Genomic DNA, 12,958 nt, shown 5'->3' on the forward strand with positions numbered 1-12,958 from the left:
ACGACCGATGGTGTCCGCTCCCGCGATGACGACGATCTATTTCGACATCACGACCTCCATTTCATGGGGCGGCGCGCCGGTCGGCATCACGCGGGTCGAGCGAGAGATCGCTCGCCGTGCCCAGGGCCGCTGCGCCTCGCCGGTCCGGTACTGTTTCTTCCACCAGGCGACCCAGCGCTACTATGTGATCCAGCCGGCCTTCGCCGAGCGGGTCCTTGCCGGCGAATGCTGGATCGCCCTGGACGACATGCGTGGCCTGCGCCTTGATCGGTCGATCTCGGAACGCGGCAATGTCCTCGATGACATGCCGACGGACATGACGGGAGCCGAGGCGGTTCTGGCGCTGCGGTCGCGACTGGCCGATCTACCCTTGGCCGATCTGTTGCAACTGCGCGAAGAGAACCGCTTCGTAAACGTCAACGCCGACGGTCGCCGCAGCCTGGTCAGTGTCAGCCAGGTGGTGTCCGGCCCGGTCCCGATGAACGCCAAGACCTGGATCATCAACGGCGGTCTGGACTGGGAACACAAGAACGTCCGCGGGATGCGCAAGATCCGCAAGAAGACCGGCTTCAAATACCTGGCCATCATCTACGACATCATTCCGCTGCTGTACCCCCAGTATGTGGTGCCCTTCTATGTGGACCTGCTGAAGAAGTATTTCGGCGAACTGTTCTGGACGGCCGACTACGCCTTCTGCATCTCCGAGACGACCAAGGCCGATGTGGCGCGTCATCTGTCGGAATGGCGACTGCCGGCCATGCCGCTGGAAGCCTGGCCTCTCGGCAGCGACATCGTGGAAGCCGCCGCCGGGACCCAGCCGGGTTTCCCGACCGCCCTGGCCGGCAAGCAATACCTCCTCTACGTCTCGACGATCGAGCCCAGGAAGAGCCACCGAACCATCGTCGATGCGTTCGAGTATGGCGTCCGGTCCGGCGCGATGCCGGACGACGCCATGTGCGTCTTCGTCGGTCGGGTGGGCTGGAACACGGACAACCTGGTCCAGGAAATCCGCACCAATCCCCTGATCGCCGACCGGGTCCTGATCCTGTCGGGGATCCCGGATGAGGATCTGACGGAGTTGTACCGCAGGGCCCGGTTCGTGGTCTTCCCGTCGAAGTACGAAGGCTATGGCCTGTCGCTGGTCGAGGCGATGGCCCTGGGCAAGGCCTGTCTCAGCAGCGAAGCGGGATCGCTGCGCGAGGTTGGTGGCACGGCGCCGCTCTATATCGATCCGGTCGATCTGCGGAAATGGACCGACGCCCTGATCTCCGCCTTTACCGACGACGCCATGATCGCCAAGCTCGAGAAGCGTTCCCTGACGGAATACAAGCCTGTGACCTGGGACGACTCCGCCGACCTGTTCTACGGCATCCTCAATCGCTGGGTGGAGGCGGCCCGATGAAAGTCCTGTCCCTCGGCACCTATCCCATCCGCCTGCCGGTCCACGGCGGTCAGCGGCGCACGACCCAGATCGGCCTGTGTTACGAGCGGGCGGGCATCCAGTATCTATACGCCTCGGTCTATTCCGCGACGACCTACAGCCCCGAAAAGGTGACCGAGCGGGACTATCCCTATTCGTCGATCGGCGGGATCTATTCGGACGTTCCGTTTATCGAGGACATGGGCAGTGGAGCCTTTGCGGCAAGCCAGAGCGGGCCGTATCGGCATTTCCGTTCCTTGATCGAATCCTTCCAGCCCGACGCCATCCAGATCGAGCAGCCCTTCATGTGGCCCCTGGTCCGCAAGCTGCGCGAGGAAGGCGTTCTGACCGGTACCGCCCTGATCTATTCGTCGCATAATTTCGAGGCGCCGCTGAAGCGCGACATCCTCGAAGGGGTCGGTGTGGATCGCAAACTGGTCAATCGCGTCGAGGCGATGGCCTTGGACATCGAGACCGAGCTGGCCGAGCAGGCCGACCTGCTGTTCTGCGTGTCGGCGGCCGACGCCCAATCGTATCGCGGCCTGAATCCCGCCTGCAAGCCGCTGGTGGTGCGCAACGGCAGCGAGCGTCCCGGCAAGGCCAAGCGCCCACCTCACGGTGCCGCTTTCAAGCCCAATGAATACCTCTATTTCGTCGGCAGCGCCTATCCGCCGAATATCCAGGGGTTCGAGAAATACGTCCTCAGCGGCGGTCTCTACGGCTTCCCGCCGGAAAAGATGTTCGCGATCTGCGGCGGGGCCTCGGACGGCATCTACCAGTCCGGACTCTATATGCCGCATGCCGAGGCCTACGGCGACCGGACCCACTTCTTCCCCCATCCGTCGGACGCCGAGCTCAGCTGGCTTCGCGAGAACGCCAAGGGAATACTTCTGCCGATCGGCGCGGGTGGCGGCAGCAACCTGAAGACCGCCGAGGCCCTGAGCTCGGGCAAATGGGTGGTTGCGACATCGGTCGCGATGCGTTCGTTCGAGGATCACCAGGGCGACGCCGGCGTCATCGTGGCGACCAGTCCGCGCGAATTCCAGCAGGCGATGCTGGACGTCGTCTACGGCAAGCCGCTGAGCCTGACGGCCAGGCAAAGGACCCAGCGCGAGGGCCTGTTCTGGGATCGGGTGTTCGACGACAGCGGCCTGGCCGACCGGGTTCACGCTCTGGGCACCGTTAAGGCTGAGGGAGAGGCGGCATGAGCCAGGTCCTGCGCCGCCGCATCGCCCGCCCCTTCCGCGACGCCGCGCGGAAGGCCATGGCCAGGGGAGCCTGGGCCGAGGCGCTGGCCAACTTCAAACGGGTCGAGGCCATCAATCCCCAGAACCGTTCCGTGCTGTTGCCGATCGCCAACATGCATGCCGAACTGGGTCAGTACGGCGAGGCGGAAGCGACCTTCTACGACGCCGCGCAAATTCCCGAGTACCGCCTGGACGCGCGTATCGGCATGGCACGGGTCGCGGTGCGCAAGGCGGAATGGCCTGAATCCCTGTCGCGCTGGAACTCCGTTCTCGAAGCCATGGGCGAGGATGAGGCGGTCGATCCGAACGTCCGTTCGACCTGGTCCATGTCGCCGGCCGAGGTGCTGTTGCAATGCGCCCTGGCGCGCGAACTCATCGCTGACGCCGCCGGAGCGGAGCGCGACCTGGTGCTGGCCATGGCCTTGGAGCCGTCGATCCGCCGGTCTGCGGCTGCGTCGCTGATGCGAGGGCGGCTGCTGGCCAAGGACGACGTCAGGGCCGCCTATCGTGTGTTGCTCAATGCGCACCGGCGGTATCCGCAGGATTTTTCGATCCTGTACGAACTGACCAGCGCCGCAGTGGTGGCCGGCGAGCGCGGCGAGGCGGAACGGTTCGCCAGGGCGCTGGTCGATCTTCAGCCCGACAATCCCTCGACCCTGGCTCTGCTGCGCGAACGCGGCATCGTGATCGCGAACACTTTACAAAACGGCGGTGGATGATTCGCGTTCAACTTGCTAGCCATGGGTGGGTGACGGGCCGGCACACGGGTCGTTAACCGGTGGTCGGCCATGGGAGGTCGGATCATCCAGTTCGATGGATCGACGAGGGGTACCCGCCATGACTGTCATCGCCAACCGCCACGGCAACCTGCGTTTCAGCTTCGCCAGCGCCCTCGAGACCGAAGACTATCTGCCGGCCCTGGCCGCCGCGCGGCGGGCCGCGGCGTCCAGCGGGATCGCAGGCCCGGGGTCGCCCGTCCTGGCCATTCCCACGGATACGCCGACGGCGGCCCGTCCTGTCGAGGGACCGAGCGACATCGACGGCGGGCCGGGCAACGACACCCTGGTCGGGACGGCCGGGAACGATACGCTGAACGGCTTCGGCGGCGACGATATCCTGGATGGACGCGGCGGCATCGACATTCTCGACGGCGGAACCGGGACAGACACGGTGACCTTCGCCAACGCCACCGCCGGCGTCGGTGCCTACCTCTCCGGCGGCGGCCTGCCCTACGGCGACGGCCTGGGCGACACTTACATCTCGGTCGAGAACATGATCGGGTCGAACTTCCGCGACTACCTGTCCGGAAACGGCTCCAACAACGTCATCCGTGGTGGTGGCGGAATGGACGACCTCTACGGCTTCGCGGACGACACGGCCGAGATCGACTTCCTGTACGGTGGTGACGACATCGATCTGCTGCTGGGCGGCATGGGGCTCGACCGGCTGGACGGCGAGGCGGGCGAGGATACCGTCAGCTATCTGCTGTCGCCGACGGGCCTGACGATTTCGTTGCGCAACCCGGCGGTCGAGAACACCGGCTGGGCGGCCGGGGACACCTTCACCAGTATCGAAGACGTCATCGGGTCCGAGTTCAACGACATCATCTATGGCAACAACGATCCGCTCATCAACCAGCTCCAGGGGCAGGGCGGCAACGACACCATCTTCGGCGGCGGCGCGGCCTATACGGTTCTGATCGGCGGCATCGGCGCGGACGCCCTGCACGGCACGCCCGGCGGCCTGTACCTGATCGATTACGAAACCGCGCTCGCGGGCGTGACCGCCGACATGGCAAACCCGACCGTCAACACGGGCGATGCGGCCGGCGACACCTATTTCGAGCTGTTCGGACGCGACCTGGCCGGTTCGCCCTACAATGACGTCCTGTACGGCGACGCGGGCAACAACAACATCATCGGCGACCCCGATCAGGTGGCCTATAATTTCGTCAACGGCGTGGACCAGCTGTTCGGCCGCGACGGCAACGACACCCTGGACGGCGGTCCGCGCGGCGACGCCCTGGACGGCGGCAACGGCTTCGACGCGGCGGCCTATACCAGCGCCCTGGCCGGGGTCGGCGCATTCCTCGGAAATCCGGGTGCCAACACCGGTGACGCGGCGGGCGACACCTATATCAATATCGAGGCCCTGATCGGCTCGCACTTCGGCGACACCTTGGGCGGCGACAATCTCGACAACTCCCTGCTGGGCCGCGACGGCAACGATACCCTGCAAGGCGAGGGCGGCGACGACCTGCTGGTCGGCGGCCTGGGGGCCGACATCCTGATCGGTGGAGCGGGCCTGGATCTGGCGACTTACTCGGATTCGACGGTCGGCGTGACCATCAACCTCGCCGTGCCCGCCACCAATGTCGGCGTGGTCGCGGTGGGCGATACCTATTTCGGGATCGAAGGCGTCCTGGGATCGGCCCACGCCGACATCATCACCGGCGACGACGCCGCCAATACCCTGCGGGGTGAGCTGGGTGCCGACTTCCTTATCGGCGCGGGCGGAGACGATACCCTGGACGGCGGCGCCGGCAGCGATCAACTGGACGGTGGCGCAGGCTTCAATATCGCCAGCTATGCCTCGTCAGGTGCGGGCATTACGGCGTCCCTGGCCAACAGCGGCGTCAATACCGGCGACGCCCAGGGCGACACCTATGCCAACATCCAGCAGATCAACGGCTCCAACGCCGGCGACACCCTGACCGGCGCGGCCGGTGCGGGCAGCGTCCTGCGGGGTCTGGGCGGCAACGACACCCTGAACGCGCTCGGTGCGACCCAGCTGAACGGTGATGACGGCAACGACACCCTGAACGGCGGCGGTTCGGACGATGTCCTGATCGGCGGTGCGGGCGCGGACGTCCTCAACGGCGGCGGCGGGACCGACCTGGCCAGCTATGTGACCTCTGCCTTGGGCGTGTCGGTCTCCCTGGCCGGTGGCGGCGCAAACGGCGATGCCGCCGGGGACATCTACAACAGCATCGAGAACGTCGCGGGTTCCAATTCCGCCGACACCATCACCGGTGACGGCAACGCCAACTACCTGCTGGGTCTGGCCGGCAATGACGTGATCGAGGGTGGCGGCGGCGACGACCTGCTGGAAGGCGGAGCGGGGGCCGATACGATCCGCGGTGGCACGGGCTTCGACTTCGCCGTCTATGGTGGATCGGCCGTCGGCGTCAGCGTTTCCCTGGTCGGTGGACCCGAAGCGGGTGACGCCGCCGGGGACACATTCGACTCGATCGAGGGCGTGATCGGCTCGGCCTTTGCCGACACCATCGTGGGCGACGCCAACGCCAATACGGTCCAGGGTGGAGCGGGTGACGACGTGATCCGTACCGGCGACGGGGCCGACCTGATCGCCGGCAATGCCGGCAACGACACCATCTATGGCGGTCTGGGCACCGACATCATGCTGGGCGAAGCCGGGGTCGACACCTTCGTGTTCGACACCGTGGCCGAAAGCCAGGCGACGCTTCAGGTCGTGTCCGACATCATCGACGACTTCCAGACCGGCGTCGACAAGATCGACATCTCGGGCTTCAACCCGACCTCGGTGTCGTTCGGCACCGACGGCGTCTACAACACCGTGATCGCGACCTCGGCCAGCGGCACCTTCACGGTGCGGGTGCGCGGTGCCGTGAACAGCAGCGATATCATCACCACCTCCACCGGTTCGGCGATCACCGGCGGTGCCGGTGCCGACAGCCTGATCGGCACGGGCGGCGGCGAAACCATCATCGGCGGCGGTGGCGGCGACACCCTGACCGGCGGCGGCGGGGCGGACACCTTCCGCTATACGGCGACGTCGGACTCCACGGCCTCCAACCAGGACGTCATCACCGACTTCGTGAGCGGCATCGACCGCATCGATCTGTCGGCCATCAACCCGACCTCGGTGTCGATGGCCCGGCTCGCCGGCGGCGGTACCGTTGTTTATGCCGAGACCCCCGGCGGCGCGTTCCAGCTGTTCGCGGCCGGTGCCAACCTCCACGGCTCGGACTTCCTCTACAATGGGACCTTCGGCGTCTTCATGATCGGCTCGTCCGACAATGACACGATGGTCGGCACCCTTCGCGCCGACCCGATCGTCGGATTTGCAGGCAACGACATCCTGACCGGCGGGGCGGGCGGCGACGCCATCTCGGGCGGGGCCGGGGCCGACGTCTTCGTCTATCTGACGGGGTCGGATTCAGGTCTGGGCAACCTCGACAACCTTTACGACTTCGAGGCCGGCATCGACCGGATCGACCTGACGGCGCTGAATACGGTGTCGATCAGCGTGGTGCGCGGCGAGGACGGCTCCAGCTTCGTGTTCGCCGAGAGCTACGCCGGCTCATTCCTGACCTCGGCCGCCTACCGCGCGATCCAGGGTACGGACTTCATCTACAACAACAGCCACGTCATCTTCCTGCTGGGCTCGAACGCTGCCGAGACCCTGATCGGCGGCAGCCTGGCCGACCCGATCGTCGGCAATGGCGGCAACGACATCCTGATCGGGGGCACGGGTGCGGACGCGATCTCGGGCGGTGCGGGCGCGGACCGGTTCGTCTATCAGTCCCGTGCCGACTCCGTTCAGGGCAGCCTCGACAACCTGTACGACTTTGAAACCGGCACCGACACGATCGACCTGACGGCGCTGAACACGACGGCGGCGACCATCATTCGCTCGGCAGACGGCTCGACCTTCGTCTTCGCCGACACCGCGGCCGGCCAGTTCGTGACCTCGGGTGCTCTGCGTCCAATCAACGGCCACGATCTGGTCGGGATCAACCACGGCGTCTTCATGCAGGGCTCCGACGGTGCCGACTTCCTGATCGGGTCGCAGCGGTCCGACACGATCGTCGGCGGGAACGGCAACGACCTGATCGTCGGTTTCGGCGGTGCCGATACCCTCATTGGGGGCGCGGGTGCCGACATCTTCGTCTTCTACGGCGGCGACTCGCCGGTGTCGGGCCAGGACGTGCTTCAGGACTTCACCTCGGGCACCGACAAGATCGACCTGCGTTCCGTGCGGACGGGCGCGTCGGACGTGTTCAACATCGTCAACACCGGGGGCATCTCGACCCTGTTCGTGGACCTGGGCAACAACGGCTCAAACGACCTGGTCATCCAGATCACCAACACCAACATCGTCGCCTCCGACATCCTGTGGACGGCCGGCGGCGCGGCGCTGGAGGGCACGGTCAAGGTGCCGGCACCGGAAGTGCTGCCGGTAGAGGGTCTGGACTTCGGTGCGGACGACGCGATCCTCGACGGGTTCGCGCCGCAGACCGGCCGGTTCATGCTGGACCTGGACCCCAACGTCGGGACCGGCTTCTACCACGGCCAGGACTGGTACCTGTAAGCGCGACCTGAGCGATCACGACAAAGGCCCCGGACGGCGACGTCCGGGGCCTTTCTGTATCCTGACGCCGTTAAGCCCGCGATCAGCCGTTGAAGTACGGTGTCAGCGCGGCCCGAGCCGCCATGCCCAGGTCGGGCCGCTTCAACGCCAGGGCGACGTTGGCGCGCAACAGGCCGATCTTGTCGCCACAGTCGTGGGTCACGCCCTCGTACTCCACAGCCGTGAAGCCCTGGGTCTTCATCAGGGTAGCCATGGCGTCGGTCAGCTGGATCTCGCCGCCCGCGCCGCGCGGCTGGGTCTGCAGGATGTCGAAGATCTCGGGCTGCAGGATGTAGCGGCCGGCGATCGAAAGGTTCGAAGGGGCGGTCCCCTGGGCCGGCTTCTCGACCATGCCGCGCATGCCGATACGGCGGCCGTCGCGCTCGAGCGGATCGACGATGCCGTATTTGTGAGTGTCCTCGGCGGGCACGGCCTCGACGCCGATGATATTGCCGCCCAGCTCGTCGTACGCCGCGGTTAGCTGTTTCAGGGCCCCGGGCGCGGCGTCGACGATGACGTCGGGCAGCAGCACCGCGAACGGCTCATGGCCGATGATGTCGCGCGCGCACCAGACCGCGTGGCCCAGGCCCAGGGGCTGCATCTGGCGGGTGAAGCTCATCTCGCCGGCCGTCGCCAGTTCGGCGTTCATATTGTCGAGAATGTCGGTCTTGCCCTTGGCCAGCAGCTGGGCCTCAAGCTCGATCTGGTGGTCGAAATAGTCCTCGATTGCACCCTTGGAGCGACCGGTGACGAAGACGATGTGCTCGATCCCGGCCTCGCGCGCCTCTTCGACGATATAGCTCAGGATCGGCCGATCGACGACGTTGAGCAGTTCCTTGGGCGTGGTCTTGGTGCCCGGCAGAACCCGGGTGCCGAGGCCTGCGACCGGCAGGACGGCCTTGCGCAGCCGGGTGGAAGGAGAACGCATGGGGAGCCTTGCGATAGGGTCAGATGGGTCTGTGTGACCGGACCGGCGAAAACATACAAGCGCGTCGCCGGTTCCCCCGCCGATCAGGCCATGGGTGCGCGGCTCAGGCGATAGGCACCGTCGATCGTCTCGAAATCATCGACCCCTGTCTGGCGGAAGCGCAAGGGCCCGCCGGTCTCACGCAGCAGCTCGAAGCCGCCCTGAACCGTCTTCCAGGCCTTGGCGCCGCGTACCACCTCAAGATCGCACCGGCCGATCACGACACCGAAGCCGCCGTCGGTCGGGACGCGGTTCAGGGCGATCCGGCAGGCACCCTCGCCGTCGGCGCGCCTCAGGCCATACAGGCCGAAGACCTCTTCAGTCCCAAGGACACGATCCGAGGCCACGTCGGAGGCAGCAGGGTCAGGGGACGTCATGGCAATCTCCTCGGCGCGACAGGCCGCAGCCGAAATGATCAGGGCAGACCCGATGAGGGCAAGACGACGACCGGTCATTTCAATGCTCCAGAGCCCGCGATGACTATCCTCCGACAGGAAGGAAGCGACAAGCGCCCGTTTCCAGACCTGTGCAATTCCACAGACTATCTCGATGCACCCCAAACGCGTATAAGGCCGGGTCATCAAGTGTCGAAAATGGTCGCGTGTTCAAATCCCTGACTGCACCCAAGGCCGGCACCGAGCCTTTGGCCGCTGCCATCCGGGCCTGCCGGACCCATTTCGTGTGGGCGGCGGTGTTCAGCGCCCTGGTCAATCTGCTGTACCTGGTGCCGACCATCTACATGATGCAGGTCTATGACCGGGTGGTGCCGACGGGCGGGATCACGACCCTGGTCCTCATTACCGTCGTGGCCATGCTGGCGCTCGGGACGCTGGCGGCGCTGGACTGGCTGAGGACGCGGCTGCTGGTCCGGGCCGGCCTGCGCATGGACAAGATGCTGGCCCCGGCCATCATGGCCCGCGTGGTCGATGCCCAGGGCAAGCCGCAGTCGACCCAGGCGCTGCGCGAGTTCGACAATGTGCGCACCGCCGTGTCGGGCCAGGGCGTGATGGCCCTGTTCGATGCACCGTGGACGCCGCTGTATCTGGTCTTCTGTTTCCTGCTGCACCCGGCCATCGGGGTGCTGACCCTGGTGGGCGGGGCGGTGCTGTTCCTGCTGGCCTGGCTGAACGAGCGCGACAGCCGGCCCCGGCTGAAGCGGGCCATCCAGTCATCCAACGCCGCCTATGCCAGTCAGGACGGGATGACCGGCCAGACCGAGATCGTCCGGGCCCTTGGGATGCGTCAGGCCAGCATCAACCGCCAGCTCCATCAGCGCCATTCGGCCACCGGCCAGTATGCCGACGCCCAGTTCAGCGGCGGCAAGTATTCGGGCGCGATCAAGTTCCTGCGCCTGGCGCTGCAATCTGCGTCGCTGGGTCTGGCAGCCTATCTGGCGGTCAAGGGCGAGATGTCGGCGGGGGCGATCATCGCCGCCTCGGTCCTGCTGAGCCGGGCGGTCGCCCCGATCGAGGCCCTGGTCGGGGCCTGGCCCAGCCTGGTTCAGGCGCGCGCCAGCTGGACGACGTTGCAGGAGCTGTTCGCCTCCACCGCCGGCGTCGACAAGCCGCGCACGGCCTTGCCGGACCCCAGAGGCCTGCTTCAGGTCGAGGGGATCGCCGTGCGCCTGCCCGGCACCGAACAGCCCCAGCTGAAGGGGGTCAGCCTGACCCTCAATCCCGGACAGACGCTCGGCGTCGTCGGGCCCAGCGGATCGGGCAAGACGACGCTGGCGCGCGTGCTGGCGGGGGCCCAGAGCCCGACCATCGGCACGGTGCGGCTGGACGGGGCCGAGTACTCCGCGCGCGACTCCGACGAGCTTGCCCGCCACATCGGCTATCTGCCGCAGAACCCGAACCTGTTCGCCGGCTCGATCAAGGACAATATCTCGCGCTTCGCCTCGTCGGTCGGGGTCAGCGCCGAGGCGGTGGACGCAGGCGCGGTGGCGGCGGCCCAGGCAGCGGGGGTACATGAGCTGATCCTGCGCCTGCCGAACGGCTATGACACCATGCTCGGGCCGTTCGGCCAGGGGGTGTCGGCGGGACAGGGGCAGCGGATCGCCCTGGCGCGGGCCCTGTACGGATCGCCCGCCCTGCTGGTGCTCGACGAGCCCAACTCGGCCCTGGACCAGGAGGGCGAGGTCGCCCTGATGAATGCCATCCTGCAAGCCGCCGCCCGGGGTGCCGCCGTCGTCATCATCGCCCACCGGGCCGGGGTGCTGCAACGCGTCGACCGGCTGCTGACCATGAAGGACGGCGCGGTCCAGCTGGAGGGTCCGCGTGAGGACGTCCTGGCCAAGATGCGCGCCGCCGCCCCGCCTGTCGGAGCCCGCCCACAATGACCGCCTCGCCCATCCCGTCGTCGGGCACTCCTCCCAAGGCGCCCGCCCCGGTCGAGGTCACCGACTCGCCGCGCCGCGAGCTGATCATCGGCGGCGTCATCATCGTCCTGTTCTTTGTGCTGTTCCTGGGCTGGGCGGCGTTCGCGCCGCTGGCGGCCGGGGCCTATGCCCAGGGTCAGGTGGCGGTGCTCGGCAACCGTCAGGCGGTCCAGCACCGCGAGGGCGGCACCGTCAGCGTCCTACACGTCAAGGAGGGCGATCGCGTCACCCAGGGGCAGGTGCTGCTGGAACTGTCCACCGGCGAGCTCAGCGCCAGCGAGCGCGGGGTCACCGGCCAGATCATCGCCCTGCTGGCCCAGCGGTCGCGGATGATCGCCGAGCGGGACCGGCTGGGTTCCGTGCCCGAACCCGCCGAGTTCGCCGGCCTGTCGGCCGAGGACCGGGTGCTGGCGGATGAGGCGATGCGCTTGCAGCGGCTGCAGTACTCGGCCCGCCGCTCGGGCCGCTCGACAGAGACGGGCGTCCTCAGCCAGCGCGGCGAGCAGCTCAACCAGCAGATCGCGGGCTTCCAGCGGCAGATCGAGAGCAACATCGAACAGCGCCGCCTGATCGGCGAGGAGCTGGACGGCATGCGCAGCCTGGCGGCCCAGGGCTTTGCGCCCCAGAACCGGGTGCGTGCACTGGAGCGCAACGCGGCGGCCCTGGACGGCGAGCTGGGCTCGCTGCGGGCCCAGGTGGCGCGGGCGCGCGAGGCCATGGGCGAGACCCGGCTGCAGAGCCTGGGCGTCACCACCCGGCTGGACGAGGACGTCGCCGACCGGCTGCGGCAGGTCGAGGTGGACCTGAACGACCTGCGGCCCAAACAGACCGAGCTGCGCAACCAGATCGCCCGGGCCCAGATCCGCAGCCCCTCGACTGGCCAGGTCGTCGGCCTGACCATCTTCACGCCCGGCGGGGTGATCCAGCCGGGCCAGACCCTGATGGAGGTCCTGCCCGACCGCGCCGACCAGGTGATCATCGCCTCGATCGATCCCGTCGACATCGACGACCTGAGGGTCGGGCTGTCGACCGAGATCAAGTTTCCGGGCCTGCGCGACCGCTCGACCCCGATCCTGCACGGGACCGTCACCCTGATCTCGGCCGACACCTTCACCGACGAGGCCACCAAGCGCAGCTTCTATCGCGCCGAGGTGGTGATCCCGCCTTCGGAAATGACCAAGCTGGGCACCGCCGCGACCCACATCCGGCCCGGGATGCCCGTCGAGGTGGTGGTCCTGCTCAAGGACCGCACGGCGCTTCAGTACCTTCTCGAGCCCCTGACCCGCAGCCTGTGGCGGTCGGGGTCGGAGCAGTAGGGCGGTCTCTGCGGCTCCCGGAGTGACGGTGGTGGCGTGGACTTCGGTATCCAGGCCCACGGACACCACGGGAGGTGTGCGCTGTAAAAAGCAGAGTCCGAAAGGTCTGAATCGTCTGAAAATGTCAGGCTAACATGACTACTTGGGCCTGTCCGGACTCGAAAAACAGAGTCCGAAGAGTCCGTTGAGTCCGGACTCCTGTGCCTTCCGGGGCGGACGCGGGCTGATTGTCAAAGA

Annotated in this window: 8 protein-coding genes; 6 read left to right on the forward strand and 2 right to left on the reverse strand. The window is 67.0% G+C overall.

The genetic code is table 11. From position 1 onward, the window contains the following. Positions 1-7: 7 nt before the first annotated feature. The 4 genes from O5K39_RS05735 (at position 8) to O5K39_RS05750 (ending at position 8,022) form a co-directional block, all read left to right on the forward strand. Complete coding sequence (locus O5K39_RS05735; RefSeq protein WP_271146321.1) at positions 8-1,402, forward strand: glycosyltransferase family 1 protein; 1,395 nt, start codon at positions 8-10, stop codon at positions 1,400-1,402. Beyond that, a complete protein-coding gene (locus O5K39_RS05740) occupies positions 1,399-2,628 on the forward strand; it encodes a glycosyltransferase (protein ID WP_271146322.1) in 1,230 nt (409 codons plus the stop codon). The genes O5K39_RS05735 and O5K39_RS05740 overlap by 4 nt, the downstream gene beginning before the upstream one ends. Further along, positions 2,625-3,386, forward strand: coding sequence for a tetratricopeptide repeat protein (locus O5K39_RS05745; RefSeq protein ID WP_271146323.1), 762 nt, complete (start codon positions 2,625-2,627; stop codon positions 3,384-3,386). Before O5K39_RS05740 ends, O5K39_RS05745 begins: the two co-directional genes overlap by 4 nt. A gap of 118 nt (positions 3,387-3,504) precedes the next feature. Beyond that, the gene (locus O5K39_RS05750; RefSeq protein WP_271146324.1) at positions 3,505-8,022 is read left to right on the forward strand and encodes a calcium-binding protein; all 4,518 of its coding nucleotides are present in this window, start codon (positions 3,505-3,507) and stop codon (positions 8,020-8,022) included. An 82-nt stretch (positions 8,023-8,104) separates the two neighbouring features. On the opposite strand, the gene galU is transcribed toward O5K39_RS05750, so the two are convergent. Together galU and O5K39_RS05760 are read right to left on the reverse strand one after the other, a co-directional pair. Then, positions 8,105-8,989 carry a UTP--glucose-1-phosphate uridylyltransferase GalU gene (galU, locus tag O5K39_RS05755; protein ID WP_271146325.1) on the reverse strand — a complete coding sequence of 295 codons (885 nt, stop codon included), beginning with the start codon at positions 8,987-8,989 and terminating at the stop codon, positions 8,105-8,107. A gap of 83 nt (positions 8,990-9,072) precedes the next feature. Continuing rightward, the gene (locus O5K39_RS05760; RefSeq protein ID WP_271146326.1) at positions 9,073-9,405 is read right to left on the reverse strand and encodes a hypothetical protein; all 333 of its coding nucleotides are present in this window, start codon (positions 9,403-9,405) and stop codon (positions 9,073-9,075) included. 224 nt (positions 9,406-9,629) lie between these two features. Between O5K39_RS05760 and O5K39_RS05765 the strand changes: the two genes are divergently transcribed. Both O5K39_RS05765 and O5K39_RS05770 read left to right on the forward strand, forming a co-directional pair. Further along, a complete protein-coding gene (locus tag O5K39_RS05765) occupies positions 9,630-11,366 on the forward strand; it encodes a type I secretion system permease/ATPase (protein WP_271146327.1) in 1,737 nt (578 codons plus the stop codon). Further along, a complete protein-coding gene (locus O5K39_RS05770) occupies positions 11,363-12,721 on the forward strand; it encodes an HlyD family type I secretion periplasmic adaptor subunit (protein WP_271146328.1) in 1,359 nt (452 codons plus the stop codon). Before O5K39_RS05765 ends, O5K39_RS05770 begins: the two co-directional genes overlap by 4 nt. Positions 12,722-12,958 lie beyond the last annotated feature (237 nt).

The organism is Brevundimonas sp. NIBR10 (assembly GCF_027912515.1).
Lineage (GTDB): Bacteria > Pseudomonadota > Alphaproteobacteria > Caulobacterales > Caulobacteraceae > Brevundimonas.